The following is a 24556-nucleotide window of genomic DNA, read 5'->3' as shown; positions in this document are numbered from 1 at the left end:
TCCCTGCATAATTACACCACATACCATGAGCACACGCAGAGATTTTCTTAATAAAATAGCGATGTCAGGGATCACACTTCCCCTGATGTCAACTGTCCAACCTACTGAAGCAATAAATATAACTGACTATCAGGGACCAGTCCTTCGTGTGGCTATCATGGGCCTCGGAAGTTACGGTACACGTGTTGCCGAAGCTATGAGGGAAAGTAAGATGGCAAAATTAACAGGGATTATCAGCGGCACCCCTGCCAAAATAAAAGACTGGCAAAGCAAGTTCGGCATCCCGGAAAAGAACTGCTATAACTATGAGAATTTCGATAACATCAAAAATAACCCCGACATTGATGCAGTTTATGTTATAACTCCGAATGCACTTCATCACGATCAGGTAATACGGGTTGCTAAAGCTGGCAAACATGTGATCTGCGAAAAACCGATGGCAATTAATGCGATACAAGGTCAGGAAATGGTAGATGCCTGTAAAAAGGCCAACGTAAAATTACTGATAGGATACAGAATGCATTTTGAGCCAAAGACGTTAGAGATCATCCGCATGCGCAGCGATGGTGAGCTTGGAAAGGTGTTATTTTTCCAGGGACTTGCAGGTTTTAGAATAGGTGATCCAAACCAATGGCGCTTGGACAAGAAACTTGCAGGTGGTGGCGCAATGATGGATATTGGTATATATGCAGTCAATGGTGCAAGGTATATGGTTGGGGAAGAACCTGTTTGGGTTACTGCACAGGAAACAAAAACCGACCCTAAGAAATTTAAAGAAGGTGTTGATGAAACTATACAGTTTCAGCTTGGCTTCCCTTCCGGGGCAGTGGCTTCTTGTCTCTCTACATACGCCATGAGTAACCTTGACCGCTTTTTCCTCAACGGAGAAAAGGGATTTGCAGAACTGCAGCCTGCTACAGGTTATGGACCAATTAAAGGCCGCACACATGTGGGTGAATTAAATCAACCTCATATTACACATCAAACGGTTCAGATGGATGAAATGGCAGCCATCATTCTTCAGAATAAAAAACCAGTGGTACCAGTAGATGGAGAAGAAGGTTTAAAGGACCTTAAAATTATTGATGCAATATATCAAGCCGTTAGACTGGGAAAAAAAGTAGATTTGAAGTTATAAATACCATAAAGAAGATTATTGAAAATATTTGCACCGTAGAGATATATTACAAATACTCTCGTCGAATAATTGCTATTCTAGTTTAGCTTGCTTCATACTATTTGTGCATTTTAGCCTATTGTTCATCAGTACCTATGGTTCAGAAATTAGAACATTCATTCTTGCATTTAACTGCGATATTCGCCATCATCCCTTACTCACTTTACGTCAAACAATACTGCTATATTTCACGGATAGTAACCGGGCTTGTTAAACGAATACCAGGAGGATAACTTTACTTTAATGTTGATATTTCTTTTAAACGCTGGTACCCTATTAATAAGAATATTTAGGATATTATCTGTAACTGACATCTAATTGCAGGAATAAAGATATGCGGAAAAGCGAACCAAGAAATTTAGGTTTGACGGAGGACAAAAAAATGCACACTTTAGCATACACCTATTTTTATTATTTAAAATTTATACTTTGTAGCATCAATAATTACTAATCATTATAAAATGGAAGGTCCTTTTGCAGGAAAATGGGAAAAGCGATGGCATCCCTTAAGAGAAGAATGGGTCGTATATTCAGCTCATAGAAACGCTCGCCCATGGCAGGGTGCTGATCTGATCAAACCAAAACCGGCACCTGAGTATGATCCAAAATGCTATCTCTGCCCTGGTAACGCCCGCGTTAGTGGTAAGAACAATCCACCTTATAAAGACGTCTTTATTTTTGATAATGATCATCCTGTTGTTGGAATGACTGCGCCTTCCGTAGACGGCATCGAAAATGATTTATACAAAAAGGAATCGGCCAAGGGCAAAGCCCGTGTTGTTTGCTATGATCCAAGGCATAATGTTACGCTTTCGCAGATGAAATTGGAAGGTGTCTTTACTGTGTTCAAAGCTTTCAGAAGTCAGATGCAAGACTTTTTAAGTGACCAAGCAATAAAATTCGTACTCATCTTTGAAAACAAGGGGGAAGCTGTGGGCGTAAGTAACCCCCACCCCCATTGCCAGATTTATGCCACTGACTTTGTTTTTAAGTATGTGGAACAACAGATTGCCATTGCCACGAAGCATAAGGGAAAAACAGGGAGGAATATATTTGAGGATATCATCACCTGCGAACAAAAAGATAAAGTTCGGATTATTGCAGAAAATAAGAACGCGATTGCCTTCATCCCTTTCTTTGCCAGATATGCATACGAAGTTATGATCTTCCCGAAAGCACAACATGCCTCACTCATTTCCCTCACAGATGAAGAGTTGCGTGATCTTGCTCAGGTCTTTCACGAGGTGGTGCGTAAGCTCGATATGAATTATAACATGAACTTTCCGTACGTTATGTCTCTCATGCAGGCACCGGTTGACGGACAAGAATACAATAATTTCAGGATGCATATTTGGCTTCAACCTCCTTACAGGCAGCCCGGTTTAGTAAAGTATCTGGCTGGGCCGGAAATCGGCGGCGGCAATTTTATGGCCGATACAATGCCCGAGGAAAAAGCTGCAGAACTAAATAAAATAGATTTAGCTAATTATACAGAAGAACAATGACTTACCAAAAGCTAACTGAAATGTTACTGGAAGCCGGCAGCGCCGTGCGCTCCAAAGTTTATGAGTCATTAAAGTCAACAGATGTTGAAGTCCTTAGCGCTGTTCATGCCGAGAAAGAGGAAGATACCATTTACCATATCGATCGTGAGGTAGAAGATATCCTGATTCCCATACTGGAAAAGTATGCATCAGCAGCAGAAGGATTTATCGTTTTGGCAGAAGGCATTGGTGAAGATAGTAATGGCATTGTCCTTCCTTTAGGTTCAGATCGCGAAAAAGCAAAATACAAAGTTATTATTGACCCCATTGATGGCACTCGGGGGATTATGTACAACAAAAGATCTGCTTTTTTTCTTGCCGGCATTGCCCCTAATAAAGGAGAAAGCACTTCGCTGCAAGATGTTGAAGTAGCAGCGATGGTAGAACTGCCCACAACAAAACAGTACCTTGCAGATGTACTATGGGCCGTCAAAGGTAAGGGTGCCTTTGCCCAAACGCATAATTTGATCAATGGAGAATCTAAAGAAAAAAAGCTGAAGCCCTCTTCCGCAAAAACAATTATTGGTGGCTTTGCTCAGTTTGCTAGGTTCTTCCCCCCGGGTAGAGACATCTTATCTAAAATTGAAGATGAACTGATCCAGACAATTAAGCCAAATAATCCAGGAGGAAAGGCATTGGTTTTCGAAGATCAATATATCTCAAGTGGAGGACAACTCTTTGAATTGTTAAATGGACATGACCGTTTCATTGCCGATGTCCGCGGACTGCTTTATAAGTTACTGAAGAGCCAAGGTAAAGAAGGCGGACATGTTTGTCATCCTTACGATGTATGCGCCCACCTTATCGGTGCAGAAGCAGGCATCATAATTACGGACGGAGAAGGAAAAACGTTGGATGTACCCTTAAATTTGTCTACGGAAGTAGATTGGATGGGTTTTGCCAACCGACATATCTACAACGAAGTCTTTCCCATTGTTCAATCATTAATGAAGAAGTACAATTTACTCTAATGCAATCAAAAGTATTTCGAGGTATTGCCCCCGGCCGATTGGATGTTATGGGTGGAATAGCTGACTATTCAGGATCGTTGGTGTTGCAAAAATGTATTGGCGAGAAATCGGAAGTGTCTCTTTCTGTTAGATCAGATTATCAATGTAACTTCACCAGCCAAACGTCTTCGGGCGATGTATTAAAAGCTTCTCTTGACTACGCATCTTTACTAAAAGATGGAAAGGTAGATTACGAATACGCAAGGATCAAATTAAATGCCTCTGCTGCTGATTCATGGATCGCCTATATCATCGGATGCGCGCTGATACTTCAAAAGGAGAAAAATATCATTTTCAAAGGCGGCGACTTTTTTATCCATTCTTCTGTTCCCTTAGGGAAGGGAGTTTCTTCATCAGCTTCACTGGAAGTTGCTACCATGAAAGCACTTGCTGAAGCTTTTTCTGTTTCCTTTCATGGCACTGAATTACCGGTCTTAGCACAAAAAGTAGAGAACTTAATTGTAGGAGCTCCATGCGGTCTTATGGACCAGCTTGCCTCTTACTTTGGATCGGCAGACAAGCTTTTGCCTATTCTCTGCCAACCCGATAAAACAGAAGCACCCATCAGCATTCCTGAAGGTATTAATTTCTTCGGCATTGATAGTGGCGTTCGCCACGCCGTGGGCGGATCATCTTATACGGACGTACGTTGTGCTGCATTTATGGGTTACTCCATAATTGCTCATCAATTGGGTACTAAACCTGAAGCGCTGATAAATGCAAGAGAATCAGGAGAACGTCACGGGCTTCCTTTTCACGGATATTTGTGCAACATCAAACAAAGTGATTTTCAACAACAGTTCGAGAGCTTGTTGCCTAAAGAACTAAATGGCGGTGACTTTCTTCAAAAATATAAAAGCACAATTGATCATGTTACTCAGGTAGACCCCGATAAAACATATCACGTGCTGAACTGCACGCGCCACCCGGTTTATGAAAACGAAAGGGTTAACCATTTCCATGATCTTCTTCTCACTATACGCACTGATGATAATGTAACTGAGGATATCTTAAGAAAACTAGGCACATTAATGTATCAGGCACATCACAGCTATTCGCAATGCGGGCTAGGCTCTGAAAAAACAGATGAGATCGTTGAACTTGCGCGAACTAAATTCAGCCAGGGAATTTATGGAGCTAAGATCACCGGTGGAGGCAGTGGTGGTACAGTTTGTATTCTTGCTTTTGGATCAGAAGGAAGTAAGTCAGTAAAGGACCTACATCAATTCCTTAAGCAGAAGTACAATAAGTCACTGGTTCTCTTTGAATAATTCCAGGATTATGTAGGCTAATATTCAATCTTATCGCGCTTGTTCATCCAAAGCTCAAATACTTTAAGTCCAAGGGCACGACCGCATTCGGTGGCACGTATGCTCCTTTGATCAGGAGAAACTCCTATCTCTGTATAAATGAAATCATCATCAAAACCAATTGATGCGGCATCTCTGCGATTACAGGCATAAACAATGCGATCCGGTCTTGACCAATAAATGGCTCCGAGACACATAGGACATGGCTCACAGGAAGCATAAATCGTACATCCTGAAAGCTCATAACTCTGAAGGAAGTGGCAGGCTTCCCTGATAGCTACAACCTCTGCATGCGCCGTAGGGTCGTTGGTAGATGTAACTTTGTTACTTCCCTGTCCAATTACTTCTCCATCTTTTACTACCACTGCTCCAAATGGACCTCCCACATTATTCAAAACACCTTGTTGTGCAAGTTCAACTGCCAACTGAATATATTTGTAGTCTTCTTCTGTAGGCTCCATCATGTTTCCAATTAAATAACCATTCTGTTAAAGTTCTGCAATATGCAATAATAGTTAAAGGCCGAACTGAATGATCTCATGTATCCAGGCTTTTTTCTTTCTTAAATAAAATGCACTTTAATACTTTCTTTTAGTCTCAGTCATGCTGAATAAAAATTCATGGACCGAAGTTATTGCCGGATGTTCAGCTTTCCTGGCCACATCCTATATCATTGTTGTAAATCCTTCTATTCTTAGTCAAGCAGGAATGTCCTTTTCTGCTGTACTAACTGCCACGGTGCTCTTGGCCTTCTTTAGTAGCTTAATGATGGGACTCTATGCGGGCAATCCCGTTCTCGTTGCTCCAGGTATGGGGCTGAATGCCTTCTTTACTTTCACGGTTGTTATAGGTATGAAAGTACCTTGGGAGACTGCCTTAGGCGCTGTCTTCTGGTCTGGTATCGTCTTCCTGGTACTATCTGTGTTCAATATCAGAACACAGATAGTGCGAGCTATTCCTAAACCGCTGCGGCATGCAATTGCTGCAGGCATTGGACTCTTCATCACACTCATTGGGTTCATCAACGCAGGCTTCATTACATCAAACCCTGCTACAGTTGTAGGCGCGAGTAAACTAAATCCTGTATTAATAACTTTTCTGGTGGGACTAGCCCTTACTGCTATTTTAATAACAAAACGTGTAAAGGGCGCCGTGTTGTTAGGAATACTTTGCACGACTATTGCCGCATACCCGCTGGGAAGGCTTTGGGGAGATTCCACTATAGTAAACTGGCAAGGCGTAGCAGCGTCCCCCGATTTCAGTTTACTTTTCAGATTGAATTTTATTGACGCTCTCCAATGGTCGTTAGTGCCAGTAATCTTCTCTTTTGTCTTTACTGATATGTTTGACAGTCTCTCAACCTTAGTGGGACTGTCAGAAGCGGCAAACCTACTTGATAAAAACGGTGAACCTCAAAACATCAAACGTGCCTTGGTAACTGATGCTGTTTCTACCACAATCGCCGGTTTATTAGGCACAAGTCCTGGTACTGCCTATATCGAGTCGGCGGTGGGTATAGAAGCTGGAGGTAAAACAGGACTTACTGCAATTATCGGCGCCGTACTATTTCTTCCATTTTTATTCTTGTCTCCGCTACTTGCAGCCATCCCTGCTATAGCAACCGCTCCTGCTTTAGTACTTGTTGGCGCATTTATGATAGCTCCCATTGTTAAAGTAAATTGGACGCAGTGGGACGAGGCAATCCCTGCTTTTCTTGCTATGGTGCTAATCCCTTTCACCTATTCTATTACCCAGGGTATTATCTGGGGTTTTCTCAGCTGGACATTGCTTAAATCGATATCAGGAAAGAGTAACGAAATATCTCCAGCAATGTGGATTATAAATGCATTTTCTATTATCGCTTTAATTATTGAATAACAATATTTGGTATCATGATTAAAATTCTCTTTTTCTTCATCCTTACTGCTTTCTATTGCAATGTCTCTGTTTCTCAGGTTCCATTGAACTCTTCCAACAAAAGTGTTGTAAAAAGAAATTACAATGACATCACCGGAATTCTCGGTGCATTTCCTGATGAAATTAACCTTCTGCTTACACAGGTAAAACAAAAAAAAGAACGTTCAATTCAAAATATCCTTTTTATAGAAGGGATACTTAACAATAGACGGGTAGTAATTGCACAGACAGGAATAGGAAAAGTAAATGCAGCAATCACAACAACCTTGATGGTGGAACACTTCTCACCACAGCAGATTATTTTTACAGGCATTGCAGGAGGTATTAATCCGGAACTCTCTCCCGGAGATCTGGTCATAGGATCAAAAGTAGCACACCATGATTATGGTACTGTCACACCAGATAGTATGATCGTAAGGCCTACACGGAACCCATCCACCATGCTTGAAAATCCTGTATACTTCAAGTGCGACAGTATGTTAATTCTTCTGTCCGAAGAAGCTGGTAAAAGTATAAAACTAGAACAGATTACCATAAACCACGATGCTCGTATACCTAAAGTTATTAAAGGCATTATTGTTACAGGCGATGTGTTTGTTTCCTCAGAAAAAACTACAGAGCATCTTAGAACCAGGATGAATGCGGAGGCTACTGAAATGGAAGGCGCTGCGGTAGCCCAGGTGTGTTATCAACAGAAACAGCCTTTTATTGTAATTAGAAGTATTAGCGATAATGCCAATACCAAGGCATCACACGATATCCGGAGTTTTTATCAGGTTGCAGCAAACAATTCTGCTAGCTTGGTAATGGCTATTGTTAAATCAATCGCAAAGTAATGCCTTGATTCGTTATAAACTTTTAAGAGTGATTGAAACAAAACTAAGTTCACTTAAGACACTATCTTCTCCAGATTTAAATTAAAGATGTATCTCAGGCTGTCACATAGCTGATCAAAGTCAGAGGGCTTGTTAAAGAAATGAAATATTCCATGCCTGTTAAAAAATTGCATATCAGATGTAGTTACTGTTGTTGAATAAATAACAATAGGAATATTTTTAAGCTTCTCCCTTTTCTTTACTTCAGCAACAAGTTCTTTTCCATCCATCCGTGGCATATTTATATCAAGAAAGATAATCTGCGGATTCTGTGGAAAATCAATCAATTTCGCCAGTGCTTCCTCTCCATCGGAAGCCAGCAGACAATTAATATTTCTAGATTCTGCTACTTTGTTTATTGCTTCAATAAACAAATCACAATCATCCGGATCATCCTCAACGTAAAGTATTGTCATATAATCTTAGAAAGAATAAAGCGGTTAGGTGAAGTATGCTTTGTAATCAAAACTGTTTCTTCATGTATTACTAGTACTCAAAATTGTCGGCCCGAAATAAGTGAATTAAAGTGAATATTTTTAACAAGCCTTGTTTTTTTTACCGTTTACTAATTAACCACCTTATCTGAAAGACAACCTTCTTTTGATAACTTCCCATAACTGTTCATGCCAGCTTATCAAGGTTCCAATCACAAAAAAGTCTTTAAGGTTGCTTTTAATGCTACTTCTCATAATTCTGACAACCAGTTCTTTTTCAACTTCACCTACTTCTTTTACATGCACCAACAACTCAAGCGCAATTAATGCGAGCAACGCCCCTATTAAAAAAAGGAAGTTCCATTCGTGAAGTGAGATCAAATGAAAAACCTTCTGCGTTGATGGACTCTCCCATTCAACATTTAAGGTTAACGATCTGTTCATAAAATAATCTGCCAGCCTACCCCCTATTAAAGGCCCTACAGAACCAAATAATGAGAGTATCATGTTCCTCGCCGATAAGTAAACGATGGCGTTTTCCTTAGGCGCTAATTTTAATCCAAGGTTGGTAATAGACAAGTTAATCCCTGCAGTAGAAATTCCTGTGAAAATATGAATGCAGGCCAATAAAATCATATTGGCATAGAATGCTTTATACAAACCCACGAAACACCATGCTATAATACAAAGGATGTAAAGTGGCGCTCCTATTGCAATAATGGTTTTGTTACTATAACGATCAGCAAACTTACCCCACATTCTTATGGTAAATATGCTTGACAACTGGCTTAAAATACTAAGTGCAATTATAAATGAAAGAGACAAGCCGAGGCTCTTCATCATAAAGACGGTAAAAAAAGGGGTAGCGATACTAAGGGCTAAGTTCCATCCGGAATTAAAAAAGAGGAGACGTTGAAAGTTACCATCTCTGAGTGGTCTCATAAACAGCTTAAAAATGTTTTCTTTCGTCATCTCCGTGCGAGGTTCTTTTACATTTCCAAGCACCAAGGCTCCAATGATTCCTATTGAACCACCGGTTATAAACATGGTAGCGTATGTTCTTAATTCAAGATGTGCATAGTTTGACTTAACGAAGTCTACTGTAAAAGCAAGAAGAAGACTAAGAACGACATTTAATGTCTGCGTATAACTGCTCCTCTTTGCAAAATATGTTCCTAAGTTTTTCTCCGGCACCAGATCCTTCATCCACGAATTCCAGCTCGGACCTGCAATAGAACCAAACAGGTAATAAAAGAACAGAAAGAATATCAGAAGATTGATAGAATTAGTAGAAGGTGTTAATAACGCAAGCACACCAATAACAATAAGAGGTACTCTAGCAAACAACGAACAAAACACCGCTACTATCCTCCTGTTGTTAAAACGCCTTACCAACCAAATAGAAATAAGCTGAAATAAGTTAGTAAACGTAGGCATGGCCGCCAACAATCCAATTTGAAAATTAGATGCGCCCATAAGCAGTGCCATGGCAACAAGAAACGCTCCTCCGGTAAAAGTGGTCATAGCCTCCGCGGCTAGTCCGTCTCCAATCACCAATTTTAATCCTCTGTTTACTTCTTGTTCAGTTAAAGCTTGCCGCGGTCGTAAATCCATTAGTTCCTGAAAATCATCCTCCTATTATAAAAATATATGCCTGGCAACATCCATTAGTTTATTTCTTGAGCAAAGAATTTTTAAAAAAAATTAAGAAAGGCAATTTGCTTCAATTTACACCCCTTATTATTCCTAAGGACCGTCTCTTAGCAAAAATAAGGTCCGAATTAGGGTCGGCGTTATTAAAATCTATATGCCCTATAAAGTATGGGTTTGTTATCAGCCCCATCTATCTGAAACCACCAAAAACAATGTCAGAATCAATTTGCAATGGTTTTCGTTAATTGGTATAACGTTATACTATAATAAAAATGGTTTTGATTGAAAGGTAAAGGAGTTATTATGGGACAAACAAGTTTTAATAATCTAAGTATTCAAGATAAAGTTTTATTGATTGAAGATATCGGTATTGAACTTTGTTCAATAGAGTTTTACGATCACCGGATATTCTTATATGCTTTTGACACTTTATTGATTGAAATATATAAGAACATCGAGACTAAAAAAGTAGAAAGCATCACCGTTGCGAGCTTCGGTGACCTTGACAAATTTACATCGAGGATTACACTTCCTCATAGTCTACGCACTAAACAATCAGGCAATTCTATAGATCTGATCTATTAGAATTTTTAGGATGTTCCTCATCTCTTTTGAGGAACATCTGTTATATCCCATCAACTTGCCAAAACTGGGGTATTATAATATCACCTCTACACAACCTGTCACTTAAATAAGGAAACGTAAGCCTCCGGAAGCGCCTCAATCGACCTTATTCGTATGTCTTTAAAGAATACTTCTGCCGCCTCACTCTGTAGTTGAATCCTTCCTTTTGTTAATGGAATCTCTTTAGCATCTTTCTTATAGTGAGAATTCTTTAATACCATTACTACATGCCCGTTTACAATATGCAAACTCTTGTCTTCAAAGCATATGAGCTCCAAAGTTGTCCAACTGTTGTCGGGGCTTTCATGATTCTCACTTCTCATACAGTATCCCTCCGTTGTTCCTGATCCAAAAGAAAGAAAAGGTTGCTTTGTACTCGCAATACTATTCATCTTTCCTTCAGGTAAGTAGGCCCGAATATCAGCTGCAGATGTTGACTGCTGCCAGTAATCGCCCATGTGTCCTTCCATGATTTGAAACTCCTGTGAAAGCATCCAGGTTCTCCAATACTCAGCTCCCGCCTCACCAATGGAATGATAAAGTATTCCTGAATCCTTGAGTTTGTTTTTGCGCGGGTCGTACTTCTGATTACCCCATCTTACTTTTAGCTTCACGTGGTAGTTCTCGTATTCTTTCTTGGTGAAAACACAGCCGTAAATTTCGCCGCTGATTTTAAGAACAAGCTCCCCTTTATCTTCAATGACAGAAAACACCTGCCCTTTATCCTTATTGTATCCTATCGGTTCAAGAGCCATACCAGATTCATCTACCGGTACATTTCCATTATAACCCACCTTGTGCTTATAGCTCAGGTAATTTTCCCAATGTGTCAAATCCTTATCCAATAAGTTTGTCCATTCTTCCCGTTCTTTAAATGAATCCAGGGTGAGAATTGCAATGAAGGCCAGTACAATAGGTCTCATATAATTTACTTTTATAAAATTTCTTCGATCTAAAAGTAAATGCGCTACACCATCAATACATTGTAAAAATCCATTAATTATTGGTAGATTTATCTCTCAATGAAAAGATATGTCCTTCACGAGCCCTTTAATATCTATCACTTCGAAGCGGAGCAATGGCAACATCCTCTTCATAATCATACATACTTCGAAGTAATTTTTATTATCAAAGGAAAGGGCATTCATAACATCAATGGAAATAAATTTAAATACACTGCAGGAGACGTTTTTCTTCTTGGGCCTGAAGACTACCACGAATTTAAAATTGCATCGCTGACAGAGTTCTGCTACATACGTTTCAATGAATCGTTTAGCAAATACAACGCCCTGGATAGGGATAAGAACTGGCAACATGTAGTAAAGTTGTTGCTTCACACCTCCTATCAAAGTAAAGGATCAATGGTTCAATCCGAGAGCGAGAAACTTAAACTTCGAAGTTTGCTTGCCGTACTCCAGGCAGAATATGAAAACCGGACAGATGCTTATTTTGAAGTTATTCGTGATAGCCTGATGAGAACGATGATGACAATCATGGCACGTAACATCTCAAGACAGTCAACCTTACGCGCAAAAACAAACACATCGTCAATAGAAGATATACTACTCTACATTCGTCAGAATATTTATAAACCTGAGAATCTGAAGGTTCACCAACTTGCTGAGCAATTCAATTATGCTCCAACTTACTTAAGCATTTATTTTAAGAGGCATACAGGTGAATCACTCAAACAATACATTTCAAAGTATAAGCTCAAGCTGATTGAATCAAGGCTCCTCTATAGTCAGGCAAGCCTGTCTCAGATTGCTGATGAGTTTGGCTACACAGACGAAAGCCACTTCTGTAAACAATTCAGAAAACATCTAGGTATCACCCCTACTAACTTTAGAAGAAGGTAAAACCAGCTCTAATAACTTTACAACAAGTGATTTAGCTACCCTGTGCTTTCATAGACAAAGGTTGCCACTTTTCCCAGTTCTCTATTCTTTTTTGATACTCACCCTTAGCCCACTGAATAGGTTGTTCGCCCAGAAAAATTCTTAATGGCGGTTCGTCCATATCCACAACTTGTAAGATAACATCTGATGTTGCCTTTGGATCTCCTGATTTAAAGGTGCCTCTTAACTTGGCCCGTTCTTCCCTTAACTTATCGTATGCAGCATTAGGAGCAGCACGAATCGCGGAACTGCCGCTCCAATCAGTACTATATCCACCTGGCTCAATAAGTGTAATATGTATTCCCATAGGGGCAACTTCTTTGCTTAAGGATTCAGACACAGCCTCCAATGCCCATTTAGATGCGTGGTACATCCCCAGGCTAATATTAGCGATAATCCCGCCTATACTTGAAACCTGCATGATATGACCGCTTTGCTGTTTACGCATGATCGGCAGAACTGCTTGCGTTACCCATAACGCGCCAAAAAAATTTGTCTCCATCTGAGCCCTTGCCTCAGCTTCACTTATTTCCTCTACCATACCAAACAGTCCATAACCTGCATTGTTGATTACAACATCTATTCTACCATATTGCTGATAAGCTTTATCAATTGCCGCAAAGCAAGCCTTACGATCAGTAACATCAAGTTGGATTAATAAAACAGCATCCCCGAATTCTGTTCGCAACGCCTCTATACTTTCGATATTACGGGCAGTAGCTACAACTTTATCCCCGCGCTGTAAAGCTGCCTTTGCCCATTCATTTCCAAAACCACGTGAAGTGCCCGTGATAAACCACACCTTTTGTTTCATATAAATATTTTAATATTTCAATTGAATATTTAATAAAATGAATGCCTGATTTATAAAAGATCTTCTTCAATATCTGGTGATTCAATTCGAATTAAATCCCATCGATTATCACGAATGCTTTAGCTATTTTTGATTTCAAACAAACTGCAAATCATGACTATTCAATATGCCTCAGAGATTGCTGGCACCTTTTCCTTTGCTGTTTCGGGGGTTCTGGCAACAGAAGATAAAGACCGCAATTGGTTTGGCGTTGCTTTCACGGGGTTCGTAACGGCAATAGGTGGCGGAAGTTTGAGGGATATGCTATTGGGCAGCTACCCACTTGTTTGGTTCGGCGATATTAATTTCCTCTATGCAACCATTGCTGGGGCAATCTTCGCGTTTACCTTCTTCCACCGCTTGGCGCAGCTAAAAAAACGATGCTGTTATTTGATATGGTAGGCATTGCCTTGTTTACAATTGTTGGCGTAGAAAAGGCGCTGCGTCTCGGTGTTCAGCCTGAGATCGCCGCCATAATGGGTGTCTTCACCGCAGTAATGGGTGGCGTAATACGAGATACCTTAACGAATAAAACTCCTATAATCTTTGATAAAGAAATCTATGCAACAGCTTGCCTTGCCGGCGCTGTACTGTATCTCATATTATATAGTTTTGCTGTGCCCAGAAATATCAATATTCCTATTTCCTCCGGATTGATTATTCTGATACGCATACTGGCAATCAAATTTCACCTGGAGTTACCGCGATTAAAGAGCTCTTTATAACTTTGAAAATCATAAATTCTATAGCGAGGCATTAATACTATCTTATTTCTGATAGCGAGAACATGCCTTGCCTTTACTTGTCGACCTATTAATAAATAATACCTCTTTAAACCAATAGAAACTTCATCTTTTCAATACATTTTTTTGAATCCTTAATTTTTTTATTACTTTGGTCATACATATTGCCTTTACAGGTGAAAAGAACCATTGCCATAGCGCTTGTACTTATCCTTTTGCTCAATACAATGGGCTACTACGGCGTTTTTTTAGGCCTGCATTATCAAAATAACCTGGCAATGTCAACAGCCCTCAATGCGGATGTTTATGATGAGTCTAACAGTATTACTTTAAAAGTTGCTGTTTCAATTCCATACATGCCAGATCAAACTGATTTCGAAAGAGTAAGTGGACAATTCGAACACAATGGAGAATTGTATTGGATGGTTAAACAGAAGTATGCAAAAGATACTTTAACTGTGGTTTGCGTTAAAGACACAGAACGTAAAAAAATAGACCTCGTTCTTGCTGACTACGTTAAAACTTTTACCGATAAAACCACAGATAATAAGTCGTCTTCTAAAATCGCCATTAGCTTTTTAAAGGATTATCTTCCCATTTCCTTTTCAATAAAATCTGATACTCATGGTTGGGCTAGTCGCGTGATCCATAACGTAGGTCAGCAAAATCTTATTCCAACTTTTGCAGCATCAATCATTCATCCTCCCGAACAAGCTTAAGATGGAATGCTTGGTAGCATGGTCAGTCAATAATTTCAGTGCTGATATTACAGCAAGAACATTACTAGGACACCTACCGAAGCATCAATTTCTCTTTGATTATTATTCACGTGTGCACTGACTTTATCAGCATCCATTTTTATTAAATGGAAGTTTCACTGATTCCTTTTGGTTTGGGTTATCAGGGAAGCCTCCAGGATATTCTACAGAGATGCATCACTATTAGTACAATCATTAAGTGCATGGGTGGCTACTACCATTCCGCTATTTCCTTTTGGTTTGGGTTATTTGCGAAATCTTGTGCCTCCCATCACTAATGCAAACTTTTGAAATTGATAGGTTAGCACACACTCATGTGACAGTTACGTCAGTTCCTATTGGTTTGGGTTACTGGCGTACTGTCCTAAAAAAATACCCATGCCTTATATACCTTTAGAAGATCACTTACCTGGAATTACGGGGCTACTAGAGTACCGTCAAGATAGCGCTCACCCTATAAGGGAGCTTACACAAATACTTTTAAGAGGACCATCAGCCCTTTCGGAAGCAGAAAGGGAACTCATTGCTACAATTGTCTCACATAGTAACGAATGTACATTCTGTACTACTGCGCATACAGCTGCGGCAGATAAACTATTGGGAGAAGGCCAGACTACTCAAGCCATTAAAAATGATATCGAACTTGCTCCTGTAAATGACAAAATAAAAGCACTTCTCATTATCGCAAAGCAAGTTCAACAAAGTGGCAAGATGGTTACATCGTCATCTATTAAGCGCGCAAAAAATGCAGGTGCAACGGATATCGAAATACATGACACTGTCCTTATCGCTGCCTTATTCTGCCTATACAATCGTTATGTAGATGGGATGTCAACAAGACTACCTGATTCAAACGAATACTATCAAAACCTTGCTGAAAGACTTGTAACAAATGGATACAACCGCTTACCTCAAGGATATGATCATTTAAAGAAACCCTAACGAACTAAAAACCAATCCCTCATGAAAATAATTATACTAATCTTATTCTTATTTTCTCTCAACCATACCTACTGCCAGACCACAAAAATTACAGGAACCGTTACTGATGAACTTAATAATCCCATAGTAGGCGCCAACATATTATTAAAAGGAAAAGTAACAGGAACGGCCACTGATGTCAAAGGTAAATTTGAATTTAATACTACGCAGACACCACCGTTTACAATTATCGTATCAATGGTGGGATTTCAAAAACAAGAGCTTGTAATAGCAACTGTGCCTGTAGCACTCTCTGTAACACTTGTCGAGTTAAATGAAGTAATGGACGAAGTTGTTGTTTCCGCTTCCCGTGTAGAAGAAAACATCTTACAATCTCCCATAAGCATAGAAAAAATGGATCTACGGGATATCATGCAGACACCGTCAATCTCCTTCTATGACGCACTTGAAAATCTAAAAGGTGTTGAGATGGTTACAAGTGGTCTTACATTTAAACAGATTAACACACGAGGATTTAACCATACTGGTAACTCTCGTTTTTTACAATTAGTTGACGGTGCAGACAACCAGACTCCCGGATTAGGCTTTTCTGTCGGTAATATGTTCGGCTCCTCTGACCTCGACATGGAAAGCGCAGAGCTCATACCCGGCGCTGCCTCTGCATTGTACGGGCCTATTGCATTCAATGGGGTACTCATGATGAAAACAAAAGATCCTTTCCAATACCAAGGCTTAAGTGCTCAAACAAAGGTAGGTGTTAATCATATTAACGAAGATTACGCAGATCCTCATATCATAAATGACTATGCAATACGTTATGCCAAAGCATTTAATAACAAATTCGCTTTCAAGTTAAATGCTTCTTATTTCTCCGGACTCGATTTTTATGCTGTTAATTATACAGATGTAGATTCGTCAACACCACCTGAGCAACGAGGCGATAACAATCCTGCAAGAAATGCTTTGAATATATATGGGGATGACGAGGCTCGTACAATCGAAGGCATTGGGCGCGTGTCCAGAACAGGTTATGAAGAGCGGCACCTTACAGACTACGACGTTTACAGCCTCAAGCTCAATGGAGCACTTCATTATCGAATTTCCGAAAACATGATAATGAGTTATCAATACAATTTCGGGCAAGGCACCGCAAACTACACAGGTAGTAACAGATTTTCCATTAACAACTTTACACTGCAACAACACAAGCTGGAGTTAAAAGGTGCTAATTATTTTGTTCGTGCATATTCAACGGCTGAAGACTCTCACGATTCTTACAACGCAAAAGGACTAGGACAACTCATTAATAAAACCTGGGTACGTGATCTTAATGGAAATATAGTACCCGAAAATCAGGCAGATGATATGTGGTTTACAAGATATGAGGAGGCTTTTCTCGGAAACATTGCAGGGATTAATCCTGGAAACCACGATGCTGCAAGAACATTTGCTGACCAGGGACGGTTCCTCCCTGGTAGCGCTGAATTTATTGCTCAAAAAGAAAGGCTGGTCGCTACACAAGGCTTAAGCGGTGCCGGAATCCTTAGCCAAAGCAAGTTGTATCATGTAGAAGGGCAATATGATTTTTCAAAAAAGATTAAACTACTCGATCTCCAGGTTGGTGGAAATTTCAGGCGGTATGACATGTTTACAAATGGAACATTGTTCGACGACAAAAATGGTAGCATTGTTATTGATGAAGGAGGAGCATTTGTTCAACTTGGAAAAAAACTTTTGAATGAGAAATTAAAACTGGGGGCCTCATTACGGTACGACAAAAATCAAAACTTCGATGGAAGATTTACACCAAGAGCATCTGCGGTCTACACCGTTTCAGGAAACCACCACATCAGATTATCATACCAAACGGGCTTTCGAAACCCAACTCCGGGTGACCAATATATTAAATTGAATGCCGGACCAATCACCATCCTCGGCGGTGTTCCTGACAATAGCAAGGGAATGACAGTCTATCAAAACTCATTTACCTCAGCTTCGCTTGGGCCATTCTTTGGCGCCTTTCAACAAGCGATGCAACAAGGTGCCACTCCCCAAGATGCTTTGATGCAGGCTAAAGACCTTTTAGTAAAATCTAATGTCGATTACATAAAACCTGAACGCATTAAGGCATTTGAAATCGGGTATAAGGGATTGTTTAACAGTAACCTCCTTATTGATGCTAACTACTACTTTTCAAGCTATACCGACTTTCTCCTGAACCAGGTTGTTATGGAACCTCAAAACCCCGTGCTCACACCGGATGGTGCGGTCAACGCAGGAGCCGCTATGGATCTATTAAATGGTGATAGTCATTTGTACCAGCTCTATACAAATGCTGCAGATCAAGTTACTGCCCAAGGTGCAACATTGGGTGTAACATATGCACTACCTAAAAATTTCCTTTTAAGCGCCAATGCTACCTTGGCAACATTTGACATTCGTGATGCCAATCCCAATAATGTTCCCGGATTTAATACACCAAAGTATAAGACGGCTTTAACCTTCGGCAATAGTAAGGTAACGAAAACAATGGGCTTCAATATTGCATGGCGATGGCAGGACGCTTATGACTGGTACGGTACATTTAACCAGATGAGACCTGGTCGTATTGAAGCCTTCTCCATAGTAGATGCTCAAATAAACTACAAACTGCTCCCTGTTAAATCAATGTTTAAGGTAGGGGCAAATAACTTATTCAACAAACAGGTTTACCAGGCATACGGTTCTCCTTCCATCGGCGCGATTTACTACATAAGTCTAACCTTTGATCAATTACTACGATGATAACAACCGACGTATTTGCTTCAGAAGAAGAGAATGCCAACAAAGTCGGAGTGCTACTTTGGATATCTTTCTTCATCTGTTTCCTGTGCAATATGAGCGCGGGTCTCATCTCAACGTTAATGTCAGTGTATCTGCCTCCTGTTGTAAAAGACCTTACGGGAAAAACAAACCAGGAAGAGTTAAGCACAATCAGCGCATACATTCAATCACTCTATATCGCAGGATGGGCAGCAGGAGGTTTCTTCTGGGGTTTCATAAGTGATAAAATAGGAAGAGTAAAAGTGCTTTCCATATCGGTATGCCTATTGGGGATTTTTACTTGGGTAATTTCTATTGTTCCTTCATGGGAATACGTTGTACTCCTGCGATTATTGTCCGGTCTTGCTGTAGGTGGGATTTTGGTTATCACACCTACATTGCTATCTGAAATATGGCCGCCGGCTTCACGAGCGGTAATAATCGGCATTGATTCTATAGGCTTCCCTGTTGGAATTTTCTCTTCAGGATTAGTAACAGTTCTTCTAAGTAACTGGCGCAGTGCGTTTACAATCGGACTATTACCCTTAATGCTGGCAATCCTTGCCATACTAACATTAAAAGAATCAGAGTACTGGAAGAATAGCACACGAATAGAAAGAGCTGAAAAAACATCAAGTGTTGATAAAAGTAACTTAGTAAAGGGTTCCATTATTTTCGGATCAATGCTTATCGGCTTGTGGGGTATGTTCTCATGGATCCCCACATGGGTGCAAAGCCTGCTCGGTACGTCTGATGGACAGAACGAACGAGGCGTAGCAATGATGCTGCTTGGTGCCGGCGGTCTTTGTGGTGGCTTTGCTTCAGGATGGGTGTCCAATGTGCTGGGAGTACGAAGAGCAATGATGCTTTGTTTTGGTGGCTGTATAACTCTTGCAATCTTGCTTTTCGGCCTCAACAAGTCTTTTGCAAACATCATTTACATAGAGCTTACTTTTTTCTCTTTCTTCTTTGGAATAAGCCAGGGCCTGCTTTCAATCTATATCCCTCAACTATTTCCTGTTCATATCAGAGGAACGTTTACGGGCATTTGCTTTAACATCGGTAGAATCGTTACGTCCGTTGCAATCTTTTTTGTTGGTGTAATGGTAAGTTTTTTCAATGGTTATAGTAATACGCTACTCGCCTTCGCCGCGATTTTCATTATCGGATTTATTACAATATTGTTTTCAAAAGATAAAAGAATTTAGAAATGGCACATATCAACGTACCAGAAGGTATTCCAGGTATAAGAAGCCTTGTCATGTTTCGCCCCGAAACCGGTAAACATCTATATGACCTTGCGCAGGTATTACTGAGGGCTCCCTCTCCTCTCAGTCCTGCGGAAAGGGAACTTATTGCAACCTATGTTCTGCTAGAAACAATTGCATGTTTTGCATGAACAGCCACGCTGCTGCAGCGCGTGAACTATTTGGCGTCAATCGTGATGTCGTAGATTGCGTGATTAACAACACGCACACTCCGTTGTTGTCAGAAAAAATGAAAGCATTGTTAAACATTGCTGGCAAAGTTCAGATAAGCGGTAAGCTAGTAACAGAAGAAGACGTGGCCGAAGCACGAAAGCATGGCGCAATCGATCGGGATATTCACGACCCTGTGCTTATCGCAGCCACATTTTCAATGTTTAATCGATACGTCGACGGCCTTGCAAGCACAACACCCACAGATCCCGCCGAGTATTTAAGTATGGGAAAACGAATGACTCAATTAGGTTACTTAATGCCCAAAATTGAAAACTAAGTTTATAACATTCCTTGCTCTCGCCGGTATTGTGCTGGTTCTTAACACCTGTTCAAGATACGACAATCATCAGCAAATGCTTGAATTGCTCGCTAAAGCAAAGAAAGCAGGCACCGATCCGGGGAATATGTTTAATCCTTCCTCCAAACTGGTATATATGGACTCTCTGCTTAGTTTGCCTCACAATACTTCCAGCCAGATCTCCTACTGCAAGTATCTGAAAGCGCAGATATTGATGGAGTTGGGCAGAGAAGATGACGCTATAGAGTTATATGAAGAGGTCCTGCAACTGGCAAATCCTTTACAAAAAGATTTAATCAACAGAGAGCTTGCTATTGCCTACCTGCGAAAAGGAGAACGATCAAATTGTATTTCCGACCACGCTGCTGAGTCATGTCTCATACCCATTCGCGGGTTAGGTTTACACCGCGATACAGTAGGATCAGTAAAAGCAATTGAACATTATATGCAAATGCTCGACAAAAACCCAGCAGATCTTGAATCAAAATGGCTCTTGAATATCGCATTTATGACCTTGGGTAAATATCCTGCAGAAGTTCCGGATAAATATTTTTTACCAGCTTTTGACGAAGATACTACTGTCAGAATAAATGCCTTTCAGGATATTGCAGGCAGCCTCGGAATTGCGGTCAACAACATGGCCGGTGGCACAATCGTAGATGACTTCGACAACGATGGTTACCTCGATCTTGTAAACTCCAGCATGGACCTCGAAGAACCTATGCACTTCTTCAAAAACAATGCTGATGGCACATTTACTGACATGTCCGTGAAGTCTGGTCTTGCTAACTTCCACGGCGGATTAAACATGGTGCAGGCAGACTACGACAACGATGGTGACAAAGACATCCTCGTATTACGCGGAGCATGGAAAGAAAAATTTGGCAACGAGCCCAACTCCCTATTGCAAAACCAGGGTAACGGTACCTTTCGTGACGTAACTTTAATAAGTGGCATGCTCTCCTACCACCCTACTCAGACTGCCACCTGGAATGATTTTAACAATGATGGTTGGCTGGATGTATTCATTGGCAATGAATCCACTCCGGATAATCGCCATCCCTGCGAACTATATATCAACAACACTGATGGCACCTTCAGAAACATTGCATTTTCTGCTAACTGTGACTATACGCTCTACGTAAAAGGCGTCACTTCTGGTGATTATGACAACGATGGATGGAAAGATATCTTTATTTCAACTACCAGCGGACAAAGGTTATTGTTAAAAAACCTCGGCATCTCTAAACAAGAGATTGCTTTTCAGGACGTAACAGCGAAAGCGGGATTAGCAAAAGAAAAAGGAAACTCTTTCCCTACCTGGTTCTGGGACTATAACAATGATGGCTGGCTCGATATCTTCGTTTGTGATTATACCTTCCAACGCACATTAGCCTACTACGCTGCTGCAGAAAAACTGAGTATCCCTGCAGGTAATCCGGATAAAGCGATGCTATATCATAATAACAAAAACGGCACCTTTACCAATGTTGCAAGTGAAGTAGGATTGAACAAAGTGATTTTTGCAATGGGCTCGAATTTTGGAGACATAGATAATGATGGCTTCCTGGATATGTACCTGGGTACCGGCAATCCTCCTTATCAATCAATTGTTCCTAATAAAATGTTTAAAAACATCAAGGGCGAAAAATTTGCAGATGTTACTTCCGCTGCAAAAGTAGGCCACCTCCAAAAAGGACACGGAGTAGCATTTGCTGATATGGACAACGATGGTGACCAGGATATTTACATAGACATGGGCGGTGCTTACCCAGGGGATGCTTATCAAAATGCTTTTTTCGTAAACCCAGGACAAGGAAATAACAATTGGATAACTATTGACCTCAGGGGAACGAAATCAAATACAGATGCAATAGGCACAAGGATAAAAATATCCTTTACAGAAAACGGAGTACAACGCTCTGTCTACCGAGACGTAAACTCAGGGGGGAGCTTTGGTGCATCACCATTACGCAGGGAGATCGGTGTCGGAAGAGCAAATATTATCGATGATCTTGAAATCCATTGGCATGGAAGTGGCATCACGCAGCGCTTCAGGAATGTCCCGATTAACCAGTTCATCAGAATCACTGAAGGAAGCGAGTTAATTCAAAACGTACCCTTAAAAACATTTGTCTGGTCTGTCAATGATCCATTATGTATCTCAGAAAATTATGCATCTAAAAACATGAAAATAGAATTCTAATATGGCACACATCAACTTACCAGAAGGCCTACCCGGAATTCGGGGTCCTATGGCGCTGAGACTTGAAACTTCAAAACCTCTTAATGAACTCGCTGAAGTATTGTTGCGTAGTAACAACACCCTAACACGCGGTGAACGTGAGTTAATTGCAACCTATGTATCTTACCTTAACGATTGTTTCTTTTGCCAGAATGCTCACGGCGCACTAGCCCAACACTATTTAGGGTGCGATATTGAACAAATGGATAAAATGAAAATCAATCCTGAAGCTACACCCATTTCTGAAAGCTCAAAGCACTCCTCTCCATTGCCGCTAGTGTACAAAAAGGTGGAAAACAAGTTACTTCTGAGCAGGTTGAAAAAGCAAAAAGGCTAGGCGCCACTGATTTGGAAATACATGATACCGTATTAATTGCCGCAGCGTTTTGTATGTTCAATCGATATGTAGATGGCTTAGGAACTTGGGCACCGCAGGATCGTACCTTTTATATAAATCGTGCTAAAACCAGAGCTGAAGAAGGCTACGCTAATTACAACCCCTACAATTAACACCTACGATGAAAAAAGCATTTTATATAGGCATCTTGCTTCTAGCGTTGTTCGAAATAGTGAATGTCTACTTCATTATGCCCATGCCAAGAAGTCAACAGATAAACTCAATTGATCTCGCGTACTTCCTCTATTCTTATCGATGGATATTTCGTGGCATCTTCGGCATCCTTATTCTGCTAGGTCTATATCCCGTTCTCACAAGCCGAAGACCATGGCTGCCGCTGATTGCTGCAATGCCAGTAGCAATAATCGTATACATGTTCAACTTTAAAATGACTGCCGATCGCATGTTCCTTCCGCCGGAGCAGTTGTTGTTTAAATCAAGAGGTGAGAACACATTGTCAGACAGTAGTGTTGTCGTTGTTGTTTCTAATCTCCTTGAAGCAAAGGCGTATCCTATTCGTTATATTCAATACCACCATCAGGTTAGAGATACCATTGCAGGAAAGGCCATAATGGTAACCTACTGCAACGTGTGTCGCACAGGCAGAGTTTTCGAGCCGGTAATTGAAGAAAGAATAGAAAATTTCAGGCTTGTTGGTATGGATCACTTCAACGCTATGTTTGAAGATGAAACAACAAAGAGCTGGTGGCGTCAGGCAACAGGTGAAGCAATTGCCGGACCACGTAAAGGAAAATTCCTAACAGAAATAGAATCATCCCAATATACCTTGGGCAAGTTTTTCCTGCTTTACCCTTTTGGAAAAGTGATGCAGGCAGAAGCCAGATCAAAAGAAAATTACGATACGTTGGGACGCTTTGAGAAAGGAAAAAGTAAAAGCAACCTAACGCGTACTGATACATCCTCCTGGAATGACAAATCATGGGTAGTTGGCATTCAGCTTAACGATCTCTCTAAAGCATATGATTGGAATGAACTGAAAGCAAAGCGCGTTATCCACGACAATATTGATCACACACCCATTTCAGTAGCGCTTGCTTCCGACAACCAGACTTTCATCGCCCTTGAACGTAACCACAACGAAGAATTCACAATAAGAAACGATTCCCTTGTTAGCATGTCAAGAAGAATCGATTTTGCAGGTAGAAGTAAAGATGGTTCTCAGGTAAAGCTTATAAAAAGCTACCAGGAATTTTGGCATAGTTGGAAACAGTTCCATCCACGCACGTATGTGCACCAATAAAAATCCTCCTTCAATCGCTTCTTAGTCACTCGGCTTCGCCGGGTGACACTTATCCACCTAAAACCATCCTGCAGTGTAAAAAAGCAAGGCAAAGTTCCATTTCTACCCTATGCCTATCACAACCCCGCCTCCTGCATCAACACATTTCCCACCTCATCCTGCACCACAACAACAATCTTGCTAATGGAATCCTTCTGCACCAGAAACCTGTAATTCCAGCATTGAAAATCCTTTACAATCTCTGCTTGCTCCGCAATAGATCCATCGTGTGCTAGGGCCATTACCTTTACTACCTTAATTCTAAAATCATTTTTAGTAACCTTTATCCTTAGGT

Annotated in this window: 23 protein-coding genes and 1 pseudogene; 18 read left to right on the top strand and 6 right to left on the bottom strand. The window is 40.6% G+C overall.

Annotated elements, in window-relative coordinates:
* The first annotated feature begins 25 nt into the window (after positions 1-25).
* The 4 genes from KK060_RS08565 (at position 26) to KK060_RS08550 (ending at position 5002) form a co-directional block, all read left to right on the top strand.
* Positions 26-1138 (top strand): Gfo/Idh/MocA family protein, encoded by a 1113-nt coding sequence (locus tag KK060_RS08565; protein ID WP_254153297.1) that lies wholly within the window; start codon positions 26-28, stop codon positions 1136-1138.
* 500 nt (positions 1139-1638) lie between these two features.
* Positions 1639-2682 (top strand): galactose-1-phosphate uridylyltransferase, encoded by a 1044-nt coding sequence (gene galT, locus KK060_RS08560; RefSeq protein ID WP_254153296.1) that lies wholly within the window; start codon positions 1639-1641, stop codon positions 2680-2682.
* On the top strand, positions 2679-3692 hold the full coding sequence (locus KK060_RS08555; protein ID WP_254153295.1) for an inositol monophosphatase family protein: 1014 nt from the start codon (positions 2679-2681) through the stop codon (positions 3690-3692). Before galT ends, KK060_RS08555 begins: the two co-directional genes overlap by 4 nt.
* Complete coding sequence (locus tag KK060_RS08550) at positions 3692-5002, top strand: galactokinase (protein ID WP_254153294.1); 1311 nt, start codon at positions 3692-3694, stop codon at positions 5000-5002. The genes KK060_RS08555 and KK060_RS08550 overlap by 1 nt, the downstream gene beginning before the upstream one ends.
* A gap of 17 nt (positions 5003-5019) precedes the next feature.
* Here the strand turns inward: KK060_RS08550 and KK060_RS08545 are convergent, their stop codons facing one another.
* On the bottom strand, positions 5020-5505 hold the full coding sequence (locus KK060_RS08545) for a nucleoside deaminase (protein ID WP_437124572.1): 486 nt from the start codon (positions 5503-5505) through the stop codon (positions 5020-5022).
* Positions 5506-5644: 139 nt separating this feature from the next.
* Between KK060_RS08545 and KK060_RS08540 the strand changes: the two genes are divergently transcribed.
* Both KK060_RS08540 and KK060_RS08535 read left to right on the top strand, forming a co-directional pair.
* The gene (locus tag KK060_RS08540; RefSeq protein WP_254153293.1) at positions 5645-6919 is read left to right on the top strand and encodes an NCS2 family permease; all 1275 of its coding nucleotides are present in this window, start codon (positions 5645-5647) and stop codon (positions 6917-6919) included.
* 14 nt (positions 6920-6933) lie between these two features.
* A complete protein-coding gene (locus tag KK060_RS08535; protein ID WP_254153292.1) occupies positions 6934-7794 on the top strand; it encodes a 5'-methylthioadenosine/adenosylhomocysteine nucleosidase in 861 nt (286 codons plus the stop codon).
* Between the two features lie 53 nt (positions 7795-7847).
* Here KK060_RS08535 and KK060_RS08530 read toward each other — a convergent pair whose 3' ends face one another.
* Positions 7848-8249: a response regulator gene (locus KK060_RS08530; RefSeq protein ID WP_254153291.1), complete on the bottom strand. Its 402-nt coding sequence runs from the start codon at positions 8247-8249 to the stop codon at positions 7848-7850.
* Positions 8250-8411: 162 nt separating this feature from the next.
* Entirely contained in the window at positions 8412-9881 is a 1470-nt protein-coding gene (locus KK060_RS08525; RefSeq protein WP_254153290.1) for an MFS transporter, read from the bottom strand.
* 342 nt (positions 9882-10223) lie between these two features.
* Between KK060_RS08525 and KK060_RS08520 the strand changes: the two genes are divergently transcribed.
* Complete coding sequence (locus KK060_RS08520; RefSeq protein ID WP_254153289.1) at positions 10224-10505, top strand: hypothetical protein; 282 nt, start codon at positions 10224-10226, stop codon at positions 10503-10505.
* Positions 10506-10603: 98 nt separating this feature from the next.
* Here the strand turns inward: KK060_RS08520 and KK060_RS08515 are convergent, their stop codons facing one another.
* Positions 10604-11467, bottom strand: a complete 864-nt coding sequence (locus KK060_RS08515) for a 3-keto-disaccharide hydrolase (protein WP_254153288.1) — start codon at positions 11465-11467, stop codon at positions 10604-10606.
* A 99-nt stretch (positions 11468-11566) separates the two neighbouring features.
* Here KK060_RS08515 and KK060_RS08510 point away from each other — a divergent pair, with 99 nt between their 5' ends.
* Positions 11567-12403, top strand: a complete 837-nt coding sequence (locus KK060_RS08510; RefSeq protein ID WP_254153287.1) for an AraC family transcriptional regulator — start codon at positions 11567-11569, stop codon at positions 12401-12403.
* 31 nt (positions 12404-12434) lie between these two features.
* Here KK060_RS08510 and KK060_RS08505 read toward each other — a convergent pair whose 3' ends face one another.
* The gene (locus KK060_RS08505; RefSeq protein ID WP_254153286.1) at positions 12435-13256 is read right to left on the bottom strand and encodes an SDR family oxidoreductase; all 822 of its coding nucleotides are present in this window, start codon (positions 13254-13256) and stop codon (positions 12435-12437) included.
* A gap of 153 nt (positions 13257-13409) precedes the next feature.
* Between KK060_RS08505 and KK060_RS08500 the strand changes: the two are divergent.
* The 10 genes and pseudogenes from KK060_RS08500 to KK060_RS08455 all read left to right on the top strand — a co-directional run bounded on the left by KK060_RS08500 (position 13410) and on the right by KK060_RS08455 (position 24222).
* Positions 13410-14020: pseudogene (locus tag KK060_RS08500) on the top strand (trimeric intracellular cation channel family protein).
* A 194-nt stretch (positions 14021-14214) separates the two neighbouring features.
* Positions 14215-14757 carry a hypothetical protein gene (locus tag KK060_RS08495; RefSeq protein WP_254153285.1) on the top strand — a complete coding sequence of 181 codons (543 nt, stop codon included), beginning with the start codon at positions 14215-14217 and terminating at the stop codon, positions 14755-14757.
* A 417-nt stretch (positions 14758-15174) separates the two neighbouring features.
* Positions 15175-15738 (top strand): carboxymuconolactone decarboxylase family protein, encoded by a 564-nt coding sequence (locus tag KK060_RS08490; RefSeq protein WP_254153284.1) that lies wholly within the window; start codon positions 15175-15177, stop codon positions 15736-15738.
* Positions 15739-15759: 21 nt separating this feature from the next.
* The gene (locus tag KK060_RS08485) at positions 15760-18522 is read left to right on the top strand and encodes a TonB-dependent receptor (protein ID WP_254153283.1); all 2763 of its coding nucleotides are present in this window, start codon (positions 15760-15762) and stop codon (positions 18520-18522) included.
* Positions 18519-19748: an MFS transporter gene (locus KK060_RS08480; RefSeq protein WP_254153282.1), complete on the top strand. Its 1230-nt coding sequence runs from the start codon at positions 18519-18521 to the stop codon at positions 19746-19748. The genes KK060_RS08485 and KK060_RS08480 overlap by 4 nt, the downstream gene beginning before the upstream one ends.
* A gap of 2 nt (positions 19749-19750) precedes the next feature.
* A complete protein-coding gene (locus KK060_RS08475; RefSeq protein WP_254153281.1) occupies positions 19751-19939 on the top strand; it encodes a carboxymuconolactone decarboxylase family protein in 189 nt (62 codons plus the stop codon).
* Complete coding sequence (locus tag KK060_RS08470; protein WP_254153280.1) at positions 19936-20298, top strand: carboxymuconolactone decarboxylase family protein; 363 nt, start codon at positions 19936-19938, stop codon at positions 20296-20298. The genes KK060_RS08475 and KK060_RS08470 overlap by 4 nt, the downstream gene beginning before the upstream one ends.
* Positions 20288-22525 carry an FG-GAP-like repeat-containing protein gene (locus KK060_RS08465; RefSeq protein ID WP_254153279.1) on the top strand — a complete coding sequence of 746 codons (2238 nt, stop codon included), beginning with the start codon at positions 20288-20290 and terminating at the stop codon, positions 22523-22525. Before KK060_RS08470 ends, KK060_RS08465 begins: the two co-directional genes overlap by 11 nt.
* Position 22526: 1 nt before the next feature.
* Positions 22527-22901 carry a carboxymuconolactone decarboxylase family protein gene (locus KK060_RS08460; protein ID WP_254153278.1) on the top strand — a complete coding sequence of 125 codons (375 nt, stop codon included), beginning with the start codon at positions 22527-22529 and terminating at the stop codon, positions 22899-22901.
* Between the two features lie 181 nt (positions 22902-23082).
* Positions 23083-24222 carry a DUF3179 domain-containing (seleno)protein gene (locus KK060_RS08455; RefSeq protein WP_254153277.1) on the top strand — a complete coding sequence of 380 codons (1140 nt, stop codon included), beginning with the start codon at positions 23083-23085 and terminating at the stop codon, positions 24220-24222.
* Between the two features lie 116 nt (positions 24223-24338).
* Here the strand turns inward: KK060_RS08455 and KK060_RS08450 are convergent.
* Positions 24339-24556 (bottom strand): hypothetical protein (locus tag KK060_RS08450; protein ID WP_254153276.1); only part of this gene is annotated, 218 nt, incomplete at its 5' end.

It is taken from the genome of Chryseosolibacter indicum (genome assembly GCF_018598585.1).
GTDB classification, from domain to species: Bacteria; Bacteroidota; Bacteroidia; order Cytophagales; family Cyclobacteriaceae; genus Chryseosolibacter; species Chryseosolibacter indicus.
This window is presented reverse-complemented; position numbering and strand designations above follow the sequence as displayed.

Excerpts from the sequence above, each read along its gene's own strand:
- KK060_RS08550 (WP_254153294.1), top strand. The coding sequence starts at position 3,692 with ATGCAATCAAAAGTATTTCGAGGTATTGCCCCCGGCCGATTGGATGTT.
- KK060_RS08510 (WP_254153287.1), top strand. The coding sequence starts at position 11,567 with ATGAAAAGATATGTCCTTCACGAGCCCTTTAATATCTATCACTTCGAA.
- KK060_RS08505 (WP_254153286.1), bottom strand. The coding sequence starts at position 13,256 with ATGAAACAAAAGGTGTGGTTTATCACGGGCACTTCACGTGGTTTTGGA.
- KK060_RS08490 (WP_254153284.1), top strand. The coding sequence starts at position 15,175 with ATGCCTTATATACCTTTAGAAGATCACTTACCTGGAATTACGGGGCTA.
- KK060_RS08455 (WP_254153277.1), top strand. The coding sequence starts at position 23,083 with ATGAAAAAAGCATTTTATATAGGCATCTTGCTTCTAGCGTTGTTCGAA.
- KK060_RS08525 (WP_254153290.1), bottom strand. The coding sequence starts at position 9,881 with ATGGATTTACGACCGCGGCAAGCTTTAACTGAACAAGAAGTAAACAGA.
- KK060_RS08485 (WP_254153283.1), top strand. The coding sequence starts at position 15,760 with ATGAAAATAATTATACTAATCTTATTCTTATTTTCTCTCAACCATACC.
- KK060_RS08565 (WP_254153297.1), top strand. The coding sequence starts at position 26 with ATGAGCACACGCAGAGATTTTCTTAATAAAATAGCGATGTCAGGGATC.
- KK060_RS08460 (WP_254153278.1), top strand. The coding sequence starts at position 22,527 with ATGGCACACATCAACTTACCAGAAGGCCTACCCGGAATTCGGGGTCCT.
- KK060_RS08480 (WP_254153282.1), top strand. The coding sequence starts at position 18,519 with ATGATAACAACCGACGTATTTGCTTCAGAAGAAGAGAATGCCAACAAA.
- KK060_RS08555 (WP_254153295.1), top strand. The coding sequence starts at position 2,679 with ATGACTTACCAAAAGCTAACTGAAATGTTACTGGAAGCCGGCAGCGCC.
- KK060_RS08470 (WP_254153280.1), top strand. The coding sequence starts at position 19,936 with ATGAACAGCCACGCTGCTGCAGCGCGTGAACTATTTGGCGTCAATCGT.
- KK060_RS08520 (WP_254153289.1), top strand. The coding sequence starts at position 10,224 with ATGGGACAAACAAGTTTTAATAATCTAAGTATTCAAGATAAAGTTTTA.
- galT (WP_254153296.1), top strand. The coding sequence starts at position 1,639 with ATGGAAGGTCCTTTTGCAGGAAAATGGGAAAAGCGATGGCATCCCTTA.
- KK060_RS08530 (WP_254153291.1), bottom strand. The coding sequence starts at position 8,249 with ATGACAATACTTTACGTTGAGGATGATCCGGATGATTGTGATTTGTTT.
- KK060_RS08475 (WP_254153281.1), top strand. The coding sequence starts at position 19,751 with ATGGCACATATCAACGTACCAGAAGGTATTCCAGGTATAAGAAGCCTT.
- KK060_RS08540 (WP_254153293.1), top strand. The coding sequence starts at position 5,645 with ATGCTGAATAAAAATTCATGGACCGAAGTTATTGCCGGATGTTCAGCT.
- KK060_RS08515 (WP_254153288.1), bottom strand. The coding sequence starts at position 11,467 with ATGAGACCTATTGTACTGGCCTTCATTGCAATTCTCACCCTGGATTCA.
- KK060_RS08535 (WP_254153292.1), top strand. The coding sequence starts at position 6,934 with ATGATTAAAATTCTCTTTTTCTTCATCCTTACTGCTTTCTATTGCAAT.
- KK060_RS08545 (WP_437124572.1), bottom strand. The coding sequence starts at position 5,505 with ATGATGGAGCCTACAGAAGAAGACTACAAATATATTCAGTTGGCAGTT.